The sequence below is a fragment of the Flavobacterium macacae genome (assembly GCF_003865365.1).
Lineage (GTDB): Bacteria > Bacteroidota > Bacteroidia > Flavobacteriales > Flavobacteriaceae > Flavobacterium > Flavobacterium macacae.
Window position 1 is genome coordinate 56217 of record NZ_RQVR01000009.1, and the last position, 18897, is coordinate 75113.

The 18897-nt window shown below is 37.2% G+C and carries 14 protein-coding genes; 9 read left to right on the top strand and 5 right to left on the bottom strand.

The annotated features are described in order from the left end of the window. Nucleotides 1–304: 304 nt before the first annotated feature. The 3 genes from EG849_RS09020 to EG849_RS09030 all read right to left on the bottom strand — a co-directional run bounded on the left by EG849_RS09020 (nt 305) and on the right by EG849_RS09030 (nt 4813). The gene (locus EG849_RS09020; RefSeq protein WP_125012755.1) at nt 305–2140 is read right to left on the bottom strand and encodes an ABC transporter ATP-binding protein; all 1836 of its coding nucleotides are present in this window, start codon (nt 2138–2140) and stop codon (nt 305–307) included. A gap of 63 nt (nt 2141–2203) precedes the next feature. Beyond that, nucleotides 2204–2587 carry a hypothetical protein gene (locus EG849_RS09025; protein ID WP_125012756.1) on the bottom strand — a complete coding sequence of 128 codons (384 nt, stop codon included), beginning with the start codon at nt 2585–2587 and terminating at the stop codon, nt 2204–2206. Nucleotides 2588–2659: 72 nt separating this feature from the next. After that, nucleotides 2660–4813, bottom strand: a complete 2154-nt coding sequence (locus EG849_RS09030) for a prolyl oligopeptidase family serine peptidase (RefSeq protein ID WP_125012757.1) — start codon at nt 4811–4813, stop codon at nt 2660–2662. A 319-nt stretch (nt 4814–5132) separates the two neighbouring features. Here EG849_RS09030 and EG849_RS09035 point away from each other — a divergent pair, with 319 nt between their 5' ends. The 7 genes from EG849_RS09035 (at nt 5133) to EG849_RS09065 (ending at nt 13297) form a co-directional block, all read left to right on the top strand. Then, a complete protein-coding gene (locus EG849_RS09035) occupies nt 5133–6035 on the top strand; it encodes an outer membrane beta-barrel protein (protein WP_125012758.1) in 903 nt (300 codons plus the stop codon). Next, complete coding sequence (locus EG849_RS09040; RefSeq protein WP_125012759.1) at nt 6035–6466, top strand: DUF2147 domain-containing protein; 432 nt, start codon at nt 6035–6037, stop codon at nt 6464–6466. Before EG849_RS09035 ends, EG849_RS09040 begins: the two co-directional genes overlap by 1 nt. A gap of 266 nt (nt 6467–6732) precedes the next feature. Continuing rightward, the gene (locus EG849_RS09045) at nt 6733–7941 is read left to right on the top strand and encodes a hybrid sensor histidine kinase/response regulator (protein ID WP_125012760.1); all 1209 of its coding nucleotides are present in this window, start codon (nt 6733–6735) and stop codon (nt 7939–7941) included. Nucleotides 7942–7956: 15 nt separating this feature from the next. Continuing rightward, on the top strand, nt 7957–11520 hold the full coding sequence (locus EG849_RS09050; protein WP_125012761.1) for a response regulator: 3564 nt from the start codon (nt 7957–7959) through the stop codon (nt 11518–11520). Between the two features lie 20 nt (nt 11521–11540). Beyond that, entirely contained in the window at nt 11541–11909 is a 369-nt protein-coding gene (locus EG849_RS09055) for a response regulator (protein WP_125012762.1), read from the top strand. A gap of 12 nt (nt 11910–11921) precedes the next feature. Next, nucleotides 11922–12731 (top strand): CheR family methyltransferase, encoded by an 810-nt coding sequence (locus EG849_RS09060; RefSeq protein ID WP_125012763.1) that lies wholly within the window; start codon nt 11922–11924, stop codon nt 12729–12731. Next, nucleotides 12713–13297: a chemotaxis protein CheB gene (locus EG849_RS09065; RefSeq protein WP_125012764.1), complete on the top strand. Its 585-nt coding sequence runs from the start codon at nt 12713–12715 to the stop codon at nt 13295–13297. The genes EG849_RS09060 and EG849_RS09065 overlap by 19 nt, the downstream gene beginning before the upstream one ends. A 14-nt stretch (nt 13298–13311) precedes the next feature. On the opposite strand, the gene EG849_RS09070 is transcribed toward EG849_RS09065, so the two are convergent. Beyond that, nucleotides 13312–13578 carry a hypothetical protein gene (locus EG849_RS09070; protein WP_125012765.1) on the bottom strand — a complete coding sequence of 89 codons (267 nt, stop codon included), beginning with the start codon at nt 13576–13578 and terminating at the stop codon, nt 13312–13314. A 353-nt stretch (nt 13579–13931) separates the two neighbouring features. Here EG849_RS09070 and EG849_RS09075 point away from each other — a divergent pair, with 353 nt between their 5' ends. Then, the gene (locus EG849_RS09075; RefSeq protein ID WP_125012766.1) at nt 13932–15350 is read left to right on the top strand and encodes a sugar MFS transporter; all 1419 of its coding nucleotides are present in this window, start codon (nt 13932–13934) and stop codon (nt 15348–15350) included. A 139-nt stretch (nt 15351–15489) separates the two neighbouring features. Here EG849_RS09075 and EG849_RS09080 read toward each other — a convergent pair whose 3' ends face one another. Continuing rightward, complete coding sequence (locus EG849_RS09080) at nt 15490–16317, bottom strand: AraC family transcriptional regulator (RefSeq protein WP_125012767.1); 828 nt, start codon at nt 16315–16317, stop codon at nt 15490–15492. A 145-nt stretch (nt 16318–16462) separates the two neighbouring features. Here EG849_RS09080 and EG849_RS09085 point away from each other — a divergent pair, with 145 nt between their 5' ends. Then, nucleotides 16463–17977 carry a succinate CoA transferase gene (locus EG849_RS09085; RefSeq protein WP_125012768.1) on the top strand — a complete coding sequence of 505 codons (1515 nt, stop codon included), beginning with the start codon at nt 16463–16465 and terminating at the stop codon, nt 17975–17977. The last annotated feature ends 920 nt before the right edge of the window (nt 17978–18897 follow it).

The window sequence follows — 18897 nt, forward strand, 5'->3', positions numbered from 1 at the left end:
CACAAAGGGCGGCAAAAGGGTTTGGTGAAAAGAAGCTCTTAAATACAAGGTACTGAGGATGTGAAATGTTCTGAAGAAAAAAATAGGAGAAGTAAATTTATAATTTTAAGTATATATTAAATCAAGTATCTAGCTGGACGCTTGTCCAGAAATAACCGGTGGTAGGTTATCTGATGCCTGATCGGGTTGGTTATTGATTAGAGGAATTATTTGAAAAACCAACCTAACTGGATGGGATCGCGTGTTTTAGCGATCCCATTTTTTTATTTTAAGTCCGTTTTTATTCTAAAAAGGCAACTAGAATTTATTTGTAACCTCTGGCTTGCAACTGAAATAGTTCATTATAACGTCCTTTTAACGAGAGAAGCTCTTCGTGGGTTCCCATTTCCAAGATTTGACCGCTTTCTAAAACCAAAATTCTGTCTGCAAGTCGGGCGGTTGAAAAACGATGTGAAATTAAAACGGCAGATTTTTTCTCGGTTATTTTTGAAAATCTTTGAAAAACTTCATATTCTGCTCTTGCGTCTAAAGCTGCTGTGGGTTCATCTAAAATTAAAACCTGAGACTCTTTCATATAGATTCTGGCCAATGCCACTTTTTGCCATTCTCCTCCTGATAATTCAACGCCATTATTAAATCTTTTTCCTAAAGCTTGGTCAAATTTATTAGGAAGTTTTGCCGCTAAAATATCGGCCATACTTCCGGCAGCAGCAGATTTAATCAGTTGTTCGTTTTCTTTTTCTTGAATATTTCCAACAGCAATATTGTTTGAAAGTGTCATTTGGTATCGCAAATAATCTTGAAAAATAACACCAATATTTAATCGTAATTCTTCAGGATCATACTCTTTTAAATCAATTCCATCTAAGAGAATTTTTCCTTCAGTAGGTTCATACAAACGCGCCAATAATTTAACTAAAGTTGTTTTTCCAGCGCCATTTTCTCCAACTAAAGCTAAAGTTTCTCCCGGAAGTAAGGTGAAGTTCAAGTGTCGATTGGCCCATTTTTCTGAATTTCGATACTTAAAACCTACATTTTCAAATTGAAATCCTTCTTTAATCGGATTAGGAAACGCAACAGGTTTTTCTGTTTTTTTAATTTGGGAATGGATTGCAAAGAAATCTATGAAATCATTTAAGTAAATCGCTCCTTGTGAAATGGATGTGAGTCGAGAGAGAAGTCCTTCGCTCAAGGTTCTTAATTGGCGAAATGATCCGGCCAAAAAGGTCAAATCTCCCACAGAGAGAACTCCACTAATTGTTTTTACAACAATAAAAACGTAAGCGCCATAATATCCCGAGGTTCCTAATATTGAAAAGAAAGTTCCCCAAGCAGATCTTTTGATGGCAAGTTTACTATTATCAGCATAAAATTTATCTGATAAGGTTTTAAATCGTGAAGCAATAAAATTTCCAAGATTAAACATTTTTATTTCCTTGGCTGTTTCGTCACTTGCGCCCAGAAACCGAAGGTAATCCAACTCGCGGCGTTCAGGTGTTTGGCTTCTTGAAAGAGAATAATTTTGGTTGTTAAAATGAGACTCTCCTAAAAAAGAGGGAATTATCGCAATAATCAATAAAATTATAAGCCACGGATTAAATGCGACCAATCCGGTGATTAGAAAAGCCATTGAAATCAGATCTTGAATTTGGCTCATGATCTGGGAAAGCAACATTGTTCGCCCGGCGGTTTGTTGTCTGGCTCTTTCTAGTTTATCATAAAATTCAGAATCTTCCAGTTGGTCAAGATCTAAACTTGCTGCGTGACGCATGATTTTTAAAGAGGTGAAATTTGAAAAAGAATCGCCTAAAAGACTATCGAGCAAACTAATAATTCGGTTTAAAGCATCGGTTAAAATGGCCAAGCCAAATTCTAGTGCAATTAGTTTCCACAAATAAGTAGGGTCTGAAACCGAAGTGCTTCCGTTTAAAAAAATCACTTCGTCCACAATTAATTTTCCGATATACAATAAAGCGACAGGCATTGCGGAACGAATGATGCGGAATAAAAAACTTAAAGCTGTTTTCTTTGGACTGCTTTCCCAAACTAATCTAAAAAATTCAGGAAAATTTGAAAAAGCGGAAAGCCTTTCGCGAAAAGTAATCTTCTCAAAATTGACAGTATTTCTGGTGGGTCTCATACTGCAAAATTCTTAATTAATTATTGAAATCTACATCTTCATCTGATTTAAATTTCTAAACGCTTATTTTTCTACTTTTTTTTCTAAAACTTCAATTTCAGTTTTTTCTTTTTTGATTGATTGCCGCAGTAAAGCAAACAAACTCATGTACGCATTGGCCACAAAAACCAAGGCAAAACCAGCAATTACATATCCTTTCCAATCAAATAAAAGCAAATGATAATCGGTAAAAAAAAGTGCAGCAACGGTTACATAATGACTGAAACAATACTCACAAGTAAAAAGGTAGAAAAATTTTCTTTTCAAAAATGTCTTTCCATCTTTGCTGTATTTGATGCAAAAATCTCTGGGCTCTCGAAAAACTTCTTCGTGAGTTACCGTCCAAGAAATACAAGCAATGGGAATCGCAAGAATGAAGAGCCATAAAAGTTGAGTGGTACTATCCATTTTAAAAGGGAATGTTTATTCACTAATTTAAGAATAAAAATTCCCCTTTGAAAGTTTTTTATAAAAGTATTATTATTTCATCTTGAAGTCAGGATGGCCAGTTTGCCACATTATAAAGGCATATTGATCCGCAAAATTGGCATAGGTTACATCTTTGTCTTCTGTAAAATGCCCGTTGTCATAATTTACTTTTAACAATACAGGTTTGTCAGAAGACGTTGCGTTTTGCATTGCTCCAGCAAACTTTCCGGGTTGCCAAGCCACCACTCTGGGGTCATTCCAGCCAGCGATTGACAAAACAGCTGGATATTTTGTGCCTTGAACCACATGATGCATCCCGTCCATTTCATGTAGAGCTTTGCATTCTGCTTCATTTTGCACAGTTCCAAATTCAGGAATATTTACGGGACCATTTGAAGAAAATTCACCACGCATCGTATTTGCGCATCCAACGTTGCAAATTGCAGCAGCAAATAATTCAGGTCGTTCTGTAATAGCTCTTGTAATTAAAATTCCTCCCGCACTTGTACCTGCTCCAGCGAGTTTTTCAGATGAGGTATATCCTTCTTTTATGAGGTATTCGGCACAACTTATAAAATCTTTCCAAGTATTTGGTTTGGTAGTTTTATAGCCGCCAAGATACCATTCTTGTCCTTTTTCACTACCACCTCGAACGTGAGGAATTGCAAGAATAACGTCTTTAATGGCCAAGGAGTTTTTTCTTACACTAAAAAAGGGACTTGCACTTATTCCGTAAGCGCCATAGCTTTCCATAAAACAAACATTTGAACCGTCTTTTTTCATTCCTTTTTTATAAATAATAGAAAGTGGAATCTTAACGCCATCATGTCCTTTGACCTCGACCTCTTCAACAATAAGATTTTTATATTCATCGGGATAAGAAGAAGTTTTGTTAAAGGGACTTTCAGAAAATGTATCTGTTTTCGGACTATATGAAAAGTCTGTGAAAGGCATGTTCCAAGAAGTGATTGAAACAATAAAGTCATTTGTTTTTTTATCTAAGGAAACCACATTTACAGAACCATTAAAAGGTAATTTTACTTCCGAAGTTTTTCTGTCTTTGATGTCATATTTGTATAATTTGCTATTGATTCCATCCGTATAATTTAAAATCAAATAATTTTCAGATGCCACAAAAGATTCCAAAGTCATGTCTTTTTTTTCTGGCGCAATCACTTTAGCATTTGCCCAATCGGGTTTTTTTAAATCGGTCACAACCAGCTTGTAATTTTTGGCACCGTTGTATGTTATAGCATAAAATTGATCTCCGATGACATCAAGACTTCTGACAATTTTATCGTTTGTGGTTGCCAAAGGTTTCCATTGAATTTTACCAGAATTTAATTGAGAAATTGGCGCGTAATATAATTGCATTTCCCTTTGCACTGTGCCGAGATACGCAAAAACATACTCTTTAGAAAACTTTGAAAGTACAATTCCGGGATAGGCTTTTTCTTCAATTTTTAATTCGGGATAGGCTTCATTGCTAAAAAAATCGGCATCTTTTTTTGGGTCATCACCAATCTTATGAAAACGGGTTTTTGGATTTAAGCGAGAAGTGGAATCAGTATTGTCAGCTGATTTTATCCAAGTGTAAAAAAATCCTGAGTTGTCAAATGCCCAAGTATCAACTCCGGCAACGGCATTAATTTCATCGCTCAAGAATTTTTTAGTATCCACATTCATTACTTTTAAAGTTGCAACTTCAGCACCTTTTTCAGTGTAAGCAATAATAATTTTTTTTCCGTCAAAATTTGGGACTATCTGCTGTACAGCCAGTGTTTTTCCTGAAATAAAATTTTGAGGGTCAAAAAGGAATTGTTCTTTTCCGTTAATTCCTTCTCTAAAGTAAACCTTGCTGACTACTTCTCCAGGCATTCTTTTTTGATAAAAATAGCGACCATTTTCTTCAATTACAGAAAAATAAACGGCAGGCTGAATTTTATCTAATTTTTTCCATTCGGTAATAAGTTCGTCACGTCCAGAGATTTTACTCATAGTAGAATTTGTCAAATCTGCTTGAGATTTAAACCAAGAAATTGCTTCGGGATCTTTCAAGTTTTCTAGCCAACGATAAGAATCTTTATAATCAACGCCAAAATAAGTGTCAATGACCTCAATTTTTTTTGTTTCGGGATATTTTAATTGAGCAAAGAGGCTGATGCTGAGCAAGCATAATACGGATGTGTGTTTCAATTTTTTCATGACTGTATTGATTTAGTTTTGAGATTTAAAATCAAATGGGTCATCATGTTCTTGGAAGTAAATTTTGAAAAAATAATACTTTTTTCAAAGTACTATCAAATGTAGTGAATAAATTAATCTGTAAGTAATTGTATTTCAGATATTTTATTGCTTTGTGGTCTATGGGTTTTTGAAAAAAAAGCAAAGTTTAATTTAAACTTGTTAAGGTTATTGTAACACGAAAACGATTTCAAAAGTAATTTCTTACCTTTAGTTAAAGCCTAAAATACCACATTTCAAGGTTTTACAAACAACAATATTAATTCAAAACAAAATTACAATGAAAAAGGTAAGCTTAATTCTGTGTACAATTATGGCATTGGCAGCCGGCACAAAAAGTAATGCTCAAGAATTTTACGTTAGAGGTGGACTCGGATATTCATTAGAATCAGGAGGTACAGAATTCAATAATGCGGATCCAAATGGCCTGACGATGATTCGACAATCAACCGATATTACCGTAAATCCTGATGGAAGCCAGAGAATCAAATCATTAAACGGAACTCTTGGTAGCGGATTTAAAGGTAATGTGACTTTTGGATACATGTTCAATCCTTACATCGGTGCGGAACTTGGTTTTAATTATTTTTGGGGTGAAGAAAAAGCAATAGGAAAATTAAACAGTCCGATGATGCAGTCAGAAGCTAAGGCATTTCTTGAAGGGCTTGATGTGATGCCAGCCATTTATTTGACTCCAGCTTTTAGTAAATTAAATCCCTATGCTCGAATTGGATTGCTGATTCCTGCTGCTGGAAAACTACATATTGACAGCCAAGCCTATGCGCCAAACGGTGGTGGTGAAGGTGTTGATGTAAATGTTCGAGCAAGAACCGAAGTAGAGTCTCGCTTTAGTGTTGGTTTTGCAGGAGCGTTGGGAGTAACCTATCCGATTGGACCAAAACTTCATCTTTTTGGAGAGATTGAATTTAAAAACTTGAGCATAAAAAGTAAATCAGCAGAAATTAAAGAATATGAAACCACGGCTATGACTCCGGCTGGAACGATATTGGTTCCGGGACAGCAATTGGCTGATTTACCAAAAAATGAAACCCACTTTCAATTTGAGGACGAATATACGCAAGGTGCTGAAAATCCAGATGCTGCAAGAAAAATTCCTACTCAATATGTTAATGCAAGTGGCTTCGGGTTTAATTTTGGTGTAAGATATAGTTTTGGGAAATAATGAAAAAGAAAATCTTATACAGTGTCATATTGGTCATTGCCGTAATTGTATCGGGTAATGCGCAAACCGCTTTAGGGAAATGGAAAACCATAGATGATGCAACCGGAAAGGCAAAATCAGTTGTAGAAATCTATGAGAACAATGGAAAGATTTATGGAAAAATTGTTGATATTTTAGATAAATCTAAAGAAGATAAAGTGTGCGACGAATGTGATGGCGCCAAAAAAGGAAAGCCAATAAAAGGAATGATTATTCTGGAAGGCTTGAAAAAGAAAGGATCAAGCTGGGAAGGTGGAACCATCTTAGATCCAAATTCGGGGAAGGTTTACAAATGTAGTTTAACCCTAGACGGGCCAGATAAGCTAAAAGTTCGAGGTTTTGTTGGGATTTCATTATTAGGACGAACACAAAGCTGGCAACGTGTTAAATAAATTTTTTATTATTACTAAAAAAAACCGCTAATGAAGTTATTTTCATTTAGCGGTTTTTTTTTTGTAGTTAATTGCAGAATCATTGAATTCATTACGCTATAAAAGTGGGAATTGCGCAACAAATGTGGGAATTATATAAACTTGTGGCTTTGAATAATTCTTACTTTTGGAAAATGACTATATACGACTAGACTAAAGTCATTAAGCACCACAAGATTTTACAAGTATTATTGAATCAATTTGCTATAAAAAAATATACTTTAAACATGATATTGATTGTTGACGATAAAAAAGAGAATATACTCCCACTAAAAAAGATATTGGAACTGCACTCACTATCGGCTGATTCAGCAGAATCTGGCGAAGAGGCCTTAAAAAAGATTTTAAAAGTCAATTATTCATTGATTATAATGGATGTTCAAATGCCAGGAATGGACGGTTTTGAAGTCGTTGAAACTTTGGCAGGAAGCAACAGGACAAAAGATATTCCGGTTATTTTTTTGTCAGCCGTTAACAAGCAGAAAAAATTTATTTCAAGAGGATATGAATCGGGAGGCGTTGATTATATAACAAAACCCGTAGATTCTGACCTTCTTATTTTAAAAGTAAAAACATTTCTCAAGTTATTTGAACAGCAAAAAGAGCTGAAAAACATCAGGGATATTCTTTCAAAAGAAGTTGAAATAAGAAAAGAAGCTGAAGAAAACTTAGAACGAAAAGTAGCAGAAAGAACAAGAGAATTACTGGAGAAAAATCAAGAATTAGAATTCAGTAATCACGAGCTGCAACAATTTACTTGGGTGGTTTCTCACGATTTAAAAGAGCCACTTCGAAAGATTGAAATTTTTACCAAAATCATCAAAGACAAATACCTCAAAGAAGACGATAAAGCGGTTGATTATGCCAATAGAACCATTGGATCTGCGGAAAGAATGGGCAAATTGATCAATGATTTGATGGACTATTCGCGACTTTCATCAGTTGTTCTTCCCGAAAAGATGGAGCTTTCAGAGATTTTTCAAGAAGTGCTTTCCGATCTTGAATATGTCATCGATGAAAAAAAAGCGACTTTAAAGTTAGACAGTTTTCCTTCGTTAAAAGGAGTACCCAGCCAATTAAGACAAGTTTTTCAAAACTTGATCGGAAACGCACTTAAGTTTTCAAAAAAAGACGTAGCGCCCATTATCGAAATTTCCTGCGAAAGAATCAGTACCAAAGAATTTAACAGTGCTCTTTCAGCGGAAGGAAAATTTTGTAAGATTGTAGTAAAAGACAACGGAATTGGTTTTGATGTAAAATACCTTGACAAAATCTTTGTGATTTTCCAAAGCTTGAACGACAGGTCTGCTTATGAAGGCACCGGAATTGGTCTAGCAATCGCTAAAAAAATTATTGAAAAACACAACGGACTTATCACAGCAAAAAGCGAGCTAGAAATAGGTTCTAGCTTTATAATTATACTTCCACTTTATTAAAAGAATACAATTTATATGAACGGCAACTTTAAACGAAATCTCATCATCAGTTCGGGCGTTTCAATGCTTATTTTAATTGTCAGCTCAATCGCATCATACGTGAGCATTAGCGGGCTGATTGATAGTAACAGAAGAGTGAATCATACCCAAGAGGTGATTTACAATCTGAATCAAGGAAGCATGGTGATGGTTGAAGCCCAAACCAGCATGAGGGGGTTTTTAATTACGGGCAAAAAAGATTTCTTGAATCGTTACGATAATTACGAGGAGAATTCAGATGAATATTTAGGAAAAGTAGAACAACTTGTCAGAGACAATCCAAAGCAGCAAGAAAATATAAAATCGCTATTAAAGCTTAAAGGTTCCCTCTTTGATTATCTTGATAATATGATTACTGAAAAGACCAACGGAAAGCTTTTCATGTCAGAAGATCTGGACACCGGTAGAAAAATAATGGGCGATATTAGGCAAGTGCTTAAGCGTATCGAAAATGAAGAAGAAATTCTTTTGAATGAGCGTATCAAAACTGCCGAAAGTTTTGGTCTTTACAGTTCTATTTTAATTATTGTCGCCGCTTTAATTGCATTAATTATCAGTGCGCTTTTCTTTGTTAGAATTTTAAGAGATTATACCGAAAGACTAAAACTTCAAAAAGAATTAGAAAAAAGTGAACAAGATACGGCTGAAAGAATTAGAGTAATCAGCGATGTTGCAAGTCAAGTTTCTAAAGGAAATTATGACATAAGAGTTGAAGAAGACGCCAGTGATGCTTTAGGAAGTGTTGTTGTTTCTTTGAACAATATGGCTTCTTCATTAGGAACTTCTTTCACTACTTTATCGAATAAAGAATGGCTTCAAACCGGAATTGCTGAATTGAACAAAGTGATGATTGGTGAAAAGAATTTAGAAAAATTAACCAAAGATATTATTGAATATGTTTCTGTTTACACAGAAAGCAGTGCCGGAGCTTTATATTTGTTAAAAGGAGAAGAACTTCATTTTTCAGCGGGTTACAGTTATATTCCTTCTAACGATCGACAGTATTTGAGAATAGGAGAAGGATTAACGGGCCAGGCGGTTGCTTCTAAGAAAATGATGGTATTGGATGCGGGACAAGAAGACATCACCATATCTTATGCTTTGGGCGAAATGAGACCAACTTCAATTGTAGGGCTTCCATTGATCAATGAAAAGGTCTCTGGAGTGATAGAATTGGCTTCTCTTCAGCCTTTTTGCGAACGCAACATAGAGTTTTTAGAAACAGCTTCTAACAACATCAGTATTGCAATTAAAGCGGCGCAAAATAGAAAACGTGTTCAAGAATTGTTAGAAGAAACCCAAGCGCAGTCTGAAGAATTGAAGGCACAGCACACCGAATTGGAAGGCATGAATGCGGAACTTGAAACGCAAACAGAAAAACTCCAAGCTTCAGAAGAAGAACTTCGCGTGCAGCAAGAAGAATTGCAGCAAACGAATGAAGAGTTGGCAGAAAGAAGTGTTTTATTAGAAGAAAAAAACAATGAGATTCTGAAAAAGTCAGAGGATCTTGAAACAACAACGCGGTATAAGTCTGAGTTTTTGGCAAATATGTCACACGAGTTGCGAACGCCTCTAAATTCAATTTTGTTATTGAGCCGACTTCTTTCTGAAAATAATGACGAAAACATGAACCCAGAACAGATTGAATTTGCCAAAGTAATTCAAAGTTCTGGAAACGGATTGTTGGGCTTAATTGATGAAATATTAGATCTTTCCAAAATTGAAGCAGGTAAAATGGAATTAGAACTTTTAGATATTTCGACCCAAGAAATTACTGCAAGTATGAAAGATCTTTTTACCGAAGTTGCCAAAGAAAAAAATATAGACTTTAGAATCGAAGAAAGCCATGCGCCGCTAGTCATCAAATCAGACAAAATGCGATTGGAACAAATCTTAAAAAACTTGATTTCTAACGCACTGAAATTTACGTCAGAAGGATCCGTTACACTTAGCGTTACCAAACATCCAACAGACGATAAACAAATTTGTTTTGCCGTAAAAGATACGGGAATTGGTATTCCGCGAGAGAAACAATACAATATCTTTGAAGCTTTTCAGCAGGCTGACGGTTCGACGAAAAGAAAATATGGAGGTACAGGATTAGGACTTTCCATTAGCCGTGAGTTGGCAAAATTGCTTAAGGGCGAAATTGTCCTTCAAAGCACCGTTAACGAAGGAAGTACGTTCACATTGATGATTCCAATTATTGGGTCATTTAGCGCACAGAATTTAGAAAATAAGGAAGCTTTTGCTGAAAAAGCAACACAAGACGAAATTAAAAAAGCTGAAGAAGGTAAGTATTTGAGTTTGGTGATTCCAGAAGATGTACCTGACGATAGAGAATCTATTTCTGAAGGAGATAAAACAATTCTGATTGTGGAGGACGATACCAATTTTGCAAAATCATTGCTAGAATTCACACGTCAACGCGGTTATAAGGGTATTGTTTCTGTTCGTGGGGATCACGCCTTAAACCTTGCTTTGGTCTTCAAACCGGTTGGGGTACTGCTTGATATTCAATTGCCAATCATGAGCGGATGGCAAGTAATTGAAGAACTGAAAACCAATTTGCAGACAAAACACATTCCGGTTCACATGATGTCTTCGCACAAAATGAAACAAGAAAGTTTGCTGAAAGGAGCTGTCAATTTCTTAGACAAACCCGTTGCCTTTGAGCAGATGCCAGAAATTTTCAGAAGAATTGAGCACATCATCAACAGGGAAGCGCAAAAAGTGTTGATTATTGAAGACAATCCAAAACATGCAAAAGCCTTGGCTTATTTCTTAGAAACTTATAATATTAATTCTGAGATCAAGAGCGAAGTGTCTGATAGTGTGGCGGCATTGCAAAACACAGAGGTCAATTGTGTGATTCTAGATATGGGAATTCCGGCGAAGCAGGCCTATGATATCTTAGAAAGTGTAAAAAAGAATCCAGGACTTGAAAACCTTCCGATCATTGTATTTACGGGCAAAAGCCTTTCGATGCAAGAAGAATTGAAAATTAAAAAATACGCCGATTCGATAGTTGTTAAAACGGCTCACTCTTATCAAAGAATGCTTGATGAGGTTTCCTTATTTCTTCATTTGGTGGAAGAGAACAAAAAAGGAAATGGAAAACAAGAAAGTTTTAAGAAGCAAAATATGATGAATAACGTTTTGAGAGATAAAACGGTATTGATTGTGGACGATGACGTTAGAAATATTTTCTCTTTGACCAAAGCCTTGGAGGTTTTGAAAATGAATGTGGTGACGGCCATTGACGGACAAGAAGCCTTAAAAGTATTAGACAAACATCCTGAAATTGATGTAGTTTTACTGGATATGATGATGCCCAATATGGACGGATATGAAACGGCAACACGAATTAGAGAAAACAAAGACTGGAAGAACCTTCCGGTAATTGCGGTTACTGCAAAAGCAATGACTGGCGATAGAGAAAAATGTATAAACGCAGGAGCTTCTGATTATATCACAAAACCAGTAGATGTGGATCAGTTGTTATCTTTATTGCGTGTTTGGTTATATGACAAAGCTTAAATCATCAAAATAATTACCCCATGAACAAAAAAAGAGTTTTAATTGTCGATGATGATCCCCGAAATATTTTTGCGCTTTCTGCCACATTGAGAGCCAGATCTTATGATTGTATTTCATGTACTAGTGCCGAGGAGGCTTTGCGAATTTTAAAAAGCGAAGAGAATATTAACGCAGTGCTGATTGATATGATGATGCCGGAAATGGATGGGTATGAAGCCATTCCATTAATAAAAAAAATAGAATCACGAAAAGGAACTCCGGTAATTTCGGTGACAGCACAAGCTATGGTGGGTGATCGTGAAAAATGCCTATTGGCCGGAGCAGATGATTATATTTCAAAGCCCATTAACGTGGATAAATTACTGCAAGTATTGAGCAAAATAGAATAATAATTTTATGATATGATAGAGGACCGCCAACTAGAAATATTGGTCAATGATGTTTTTGAGTATTATGGGTTTGATTTTAGTGGCTATTCTCGCGCTTCCTTAAAAAGACGCGTTGACAGAATTTACCAGCTAGACGGATTCCAGAATTTTTATGATTTTCTGACAAGAGTAAAAACGGATACCGGTTATTTTAAAAGAATGGTCGAAGAAATTACCGTGAATGTAACCGAAATGTTTCGTGATCCCCATTTTTACAAAGTACTTCGGGAGGAAATTTTACCGCAATTGGGTACCAAACCTTTTATTCGAATTTGGCACGCCGGCTGTTCATCAGGGGAAGAGGTTTTTTCAATGGCCATTCTTTTGAAAGAAGCCAACTTGCTGCAAAAAGCATTAATTTATGCTACCGATATAAATCCGATTGTTTTAGACACTGCAAAAAAAGGAATATTTCCACTTCGAATGATGAAACAATATTCTGAGAATTATATTGAATCTGGCGGAAAACTGGATTTCTCTAATTATTATACCGCCAATTATGGCTACGCCAAATTTGGAGAAGACCTTTTAACCAAAATGGTTTATTCTCAGCATAATTTGGTTTCTGACAGCTCGTTCAATGAATTTGACTTGATCTTGTGCAGAAACGTAATGATTTATTTTGATAAGGATTTACAAGAAAGGGCGCTTGGTCTTTTTGATGACAGCCTTTCAAAATTAGGATATCTTGCCTTGGGTACTAAAGAAACAATTAAGTTTTCGCCCATTCAAAAACGATATGTCCAACTCAATAAAGATAAGATATGGAAAAAGATGCACTAATTTCAGGCTGTAAAGTTTTGATTGTTGGCGGTTCTGCAGGAAGCTTGGAAGTTCTTTTGCAGTTAATTCCCGGTTTAAAAGCGTTACCTGATTTTTCTATGGTCATCATTTTGCATAGAAAATACACAGATGATACGACTCTGGAAGAATTATTGAGTTTAAGAACCACAATTCCAGTAAAAGAAGTGGAAGATAAAACACCACTGGTTGCCGGTAATATTTACATCGCTCCAGCTGATTATCACCTTCTTTTTGAGAAATCGGGCGTACTTTCCTTAGATATTTCAGAAAAAGTAAATTACAGCCGTCCTAGTATTGATGTTTCCTTTGAATCAGTGGCCGAAGCTTTTGGAGCCTCTGTAATTGGAGTTTTATTATCTGGAGCAAACGCTGACGGAACCTTAGGATTAAATGCGATTAAAGAAGCAGGAGGAAAGGTTGTTGTTCAAGATCCGGCTAGTGCGGGAATGCCGTTTATGCCACAAAATGCAATAGATAATGTGGTTGTCGATGAAGTCTTAAATGTCACCGATTTATTCCGATTTATTTCTTCCATAAATCAATAAATGACTTGCTTTTCTTAAAGAACAGTCCCGTCTTTTTTCCATCCATATAAAAAACGAATACAGTAAGGGCAAACTTCTCGGCCTAATTTTGCACCCACATCACGAGCTTGTTGTTCTGTTAAGCAAAAATAGGGCGGAATCCATTCGCTATGTTCCGTAGACACCTCTTTGCAAAGGCTGAGCATTGTTGAGGTGCATTCTTCAATTACCGTAAAATGTCCCTTAGAAATGTGAACGCTATACGTATCGTTGTCTCTTAAAAAACTATAAGCCAAATCCATAATAGTAGTACTTTAAATAAGGGTTCCGTTAAAACAAAGCAAGATCTTCTAGTACAAAAAAACCGCTTACTTAAAGATACGGAATAATTTAATTACCTGGGTTTTTGGAATAAAAATTTGATAATCATGAGTTTACTAACTTTCTTTAAAATCCATCTTTTAAGGTTTGATCGGGTTTTTTCAAGAAAGGCTTGGCAACTACCTACCATTGAGTTTAAGAAAAAAGAAAGGTAAAATGCCTTTTTGAAAAGTTGATTTGTGCCCTAAGCTAAATAATCCAAAAATTGAAGCCTTAATTAATAGAGAAAGTAAATTTCAATTCTTAATTTGCGCTTTTAAATCACAACCCTTTTATGAATTCTACGAATACTACCAATCAAGCGCGTCCAAATTATACGGTTCCTTTGATTACCATTACTTTACTGTTTTTTATGTGGGGTTTTATTACCTGCATGAATGACATTCTGATTCCCTACCTAAAGAAATTATTTGATCTTACTTTTGTAGAATCGATGCTGGTCCAGTTCTGTTTCTTCGGAGCTTACTTTCTTGGATCACTGGCCTATTTTGCGATTTCGTATTATAAAGGCGACCCGATCAACAAGGTAGGTTACAAAAAAGGAATCCTTTCTGGAGTTGTTCTGTCTTCTGTCGGGTGCATCTTGTTTTATCCGGCAGCCACTTTTTCAGTGTACGGCTTGTTCCTAGGTGCGCTTTTCGTATTGGGTTTGGGATTTACCATTTTACAAATTACAGCCAACGCTTACGTGTCGCTTTTGGGAACAGAAGACAGCGCCTCAGGACGTTTGAACATGACACAGGCTTTTAACGCTTTTGGAACGACCATTGCTCCAATTCTTGGAGGTTATTTGGTGTTTGGTCCGGGGGGCGACCACAATATTACGGCAGAAGCCACACGTATTCCCTATCTTGTTTTTGCAGGAATCTTGCTTTTGGTTGCCGTTTTGATTTACAATGTAAAACTGCCTTCGTTCCAAACAGAAGAAACGGAGCAAGGCGGGTTGGGCGCCTTAAAGTTCCCGCAATTGCGTTTGGGAATTTTAGGTATTTTCTGCTATGTCGGCGGCGAAGTGGCCGTGGGAAGTTTTATCATCAGCTTTTTAGAATTGCCCAGCATAACCGGATTGACGGAAGCCGTGAGCAAGAATTATTTGGCAATGTACTGGGGCGGTGCCATGATTGGCCGTTTCTTAGGAGCCATTTCCTTGAACCACAGCATCAGTGCTTCTAAAAAAGCGATCTATATGGTCTTGACTGCAGCAGCCGTTTTCTTGTTGATTTACAGTATTGTGGACTTGACTTTCGGACAAATGAGTTTCTTCCTGGTATTCCTTGCGCTGAACTTTGCGGCATTCTTGATTGGCAAATCAGCACCGGCAAGAACGTTGGCCCTCTTTGCTTCCATAAACGTGATCTTATTGCTATCGACGATGTTCAGCACAGGCGAAATGGCGATGTACAGCGTGTTGGGAATCGGAATCTTTAACTCGATCATGTTCTCTAATATTTATACTTTAGGTATTGCAGGTTTGGGAAAATATACCAGCCAAGGTTCGTCGCTGTTGGTCATGGCCATCTTAGGAGGTGCCTTAGTGCCGCTAATCCAAGGCGTGCTTGCTGATTCTGACTTTGGGGTACAGAAATCCTTTATCGTTCCGGTATTCTGCTACCTGTATATTCTTTTCTTTGGGTTGTATTGTGCGAAGAAATTGAAGTTTGTGGAGCACGCTACTACTGTTTCAGGACATTAAGCTATTTTATATTCTATTTAGAAGGCAGTTGTGAGAGCAACTGCCTTTTTTTATACGATGCACTATATGAGATCCTTGCGCGGGAGTCGATAATAGATGTTGCAATCGCTTTTTCCGTTGCAAGTACAACACTCACTTCTCAAGTCTCTTCTTTCCTCAAAATCTCCACACCATTCACATATTCAGTCGGACGCTGGCCTAAAACCTTAAAAAAGGTATTGCTGAAAGTGGGCGCACTGTTATACCCCACGGCTTGGGCGACTTCATTGACCGATAATTTTTTGTCTAACAGCAGTTCCATTGCTTTTAAAATTCTCCTTATGGTGAAATATTGGATGAACGACATCCTCAAGTCTTTTTCAAAAAGGCGGTAAAGCGATCTTTCGCTGAACCCAAAGCGGCCGGCCAACTCCGAGAATAAAATCGGCTCTCCTAAATTTTGATCTACATATAGCAATATGTTTTTTAATCGTGAATCGTCTGCAAAAGGAAGCGAAAGGTGCAGCTGTGCCGTGCATATTTCAGGAAGTATCGCCTTGATCGCATTGGCAATGGTATAATGCCGGGACCCTTTCTTTAAGTGTCCGTTCCAGCGATTGGTGAACAGCATCATTTGAAGGAGCAAGTCATTGGCCGGATAGATGCCTTCTATGCTGTAAAACTCATGTTCGTTTGTATTTTGCGGGAAGTACAGATTGCGCATGATGGCATTTTCTGAACTTGTATGGATGCTGTGTGCAGTATTGGCAGGAATCCAAAGAAAATGCCGGGCCGGCAAGAAATACGTATGTGTTTCTGTGGTGACATGAATGATGCCGCCTTCGGTATATAAAAACTGCGCTTTTTTATGCTGGTGCGTCGGGATAAGGTGTTCGCCCATAAGGTCATGGTGGCAATAGATGCTTTTCTCGTCTGCATCTACATTTTTGATATAATATTTTTCCTCAAACGATTTCGAATTTAACATAGTGGCAGTTTTGAATATAACTTTGTCTTATATAAATATTCTGTCAATTTTCATTTTTGGTAATTTTGTATAAATCAATAAAAAAAGGCTTTGTAATTAGCGAAAATTTAGCAGAAAGGTGTTTTTTTATTAAATTGACAATAGTATGCATTCAGAAAGAATCCAGTTTCAAAATTACGAAGAGAAAGTTATATCTGCACATGAAGCTTCTCTTTTTTTCAAGGATAAGATGACGGTGGGGACGAGCGGCTTTACGAAAGCGGGAGACAGCAAGGCGGTGCTTCCTGCATTTGCCGAACGCGCCAAAGAGGAAGAGATTGCGATTACCTTGATTACGGGAGCTTCACTGGGGCATACTACTGATGCCGACCTTGCCCAAAACAATGCCTTGTATAAGAGAATGCCCTTTCAGGTGGATCCCACGCTGCGAAAAAAAATTAATGACGGGAGCATCCTTTTTGTGGACCAGCATTTGAGCGAAACGGTGGAACTGTTAGAAAACAAGCACCTGCCAAAAATGGATCTCGCTGTTTTAGAGGCGGCTTATATTGATGAAAATGGAAATATAATCCCTACCACTTCTGTAGGTAATTCGGTTACTTTTGCACATTTGGCTGAAAAAATAATTATTGAAATCAATCTGTCTATCCCGATGAATTTTAAGGGAATTCATGATATTTATCTTCCGGAACCTTATCCCAACCGAAAACCGCTTGATATTACAGCTTCTTCTGAAAGGATAGGCCAGGATTTTATTTCAATTGATCCTCAAAAAGTAATTGGCGTGGTATTTACTGAAATTCCAGACAGTCCCGCACAGGTGGTTGCGCCAGACGAAAAGACGACTGCCATAGCCGGCCATCTTTTGGCTTTCTTTGAAAAAGAAATTGCCGACGGAAGGCTGACAAAATCGCTACTGCCCTTGCAAGCCGGAATTGGAAAAGTGGCCAATGCGGTGATGTCGGGTTTAGGAAAAGGCGATTTTGAAAACTTGGAAATGTATAGCGAAGTATTGCAAGACAGCACCTTTGAACTGATTGACAGCGGCAAGATGAATTTTGCTTCTGCTTCTTCATTGACCGTTTCGCAAAATTGCTATGCCCATATATTGAATAACTTTGAACTGTATAAAGACAAAATACTTTTGCGTCCGCAGCAAATCAGCAATTCTGCTGAGGTCATCAGAAGGTTGGGCATTATTGCCATTAACACCGCCATTGAATTTGATATTTACGGCAACGTAAATTCGACGCATCTGGGCGGTACCAAGATGATGAACGGCATCGGCGGTTCGGGCGATTTTGCAAGAAATGCGTACCTGAGCATTTTTGTAACCCAATCGGCCTCTAAAGAAGACAATGCCATTTCCCATGTTTTGCCCATGGTTTCGCATGTAGACCATACCGAGCACGACGTGGATATTTTGGTGACAGACCAAGGCCTTGCCGATCTGCGAGGCTTGGCGCCAAGAGAACGTGCCCAAGTGATCATTAACAATTGCGTACATCCAGATTATAAAGAAACCTTACAGCATTATTTTGAACGCGCCTCTGAAAGAGGCGGGCATACGCCTCATATTTTAGAAGAAGCTTTTGCCATGCACACGCGATTTAATCAAACGGGAACTATGAAAGAGCTGGTTTTAGAAGAACTAGCTTAAACCCACAAAAACTTTCGCAGGTATTTTTATAGGCTTAAAGGATATAAAAACATTCCTGGGACTGTATCTATTTAAGACTTGTTGTTTGCTTGGCTTTCCCGTATCGGTAGGTAGGGGGGAGCCTTTTTTATGCCCTTTCCCCAATCTCTAAAATGGAACGGCAGGAGAAGTGTTTTAAAATGGCTTTTGTTTTGACCACTACAGCGTACAATAAGTTGCCAAACAATCCGTGAATAAACGCGAAATAGAGCAGTCCCGCAATGAGGGTGTTTGTTTATTCTCTCTTTCCAAAACCGCTTTTTTTAAAAGCAGCCTCTTAATGGAAGGAAACCAGCCAAATAATTTGTTTTCTATTTTACATAAGCGTTTTCATACACTCCCCATACACTATCTATGCCTTATCTATGCTTTATCTATGCTTGAAGGGGCAAGGTGTCTCGTCCTAATTTAGCTATACAGGTTACTAAATAAATCCTGATATAGTTATACAACTATAAATTTTAATCCTAAATCAACTATACAGCTATTTTAAATGCTAGTTCTCTTATTGTAATTTTTTCATCTTTAGGCTAATTGCTGTGACTGCAGATGTGCTTGTTCGGGAGCCAGATAATCACAGGTTGCGTGTGGCCGGATTTCATTGTAAGCTTTACTACTTTTCTTAATCTGGTTGTAGGTCTGTTCAAATCCCCGATACCGCGCGAATCCCTTCGCGTGGTCACTATATTTTCCTACTATCCGGTCATTAAAAAAGAATGCCTTTTATTATATTTGAATTAAAAAATGAGTAGAAATTATAAATTCCATAATCCCGAAGGACTCTATTTTGTGAGTTTTGCCGTGGTTGGGTGACTGGATTGCAAATTCCAGTGATATTGACCACCCGATTCCAGTTTAAAGTGAGCACCTAATTCCAGTTC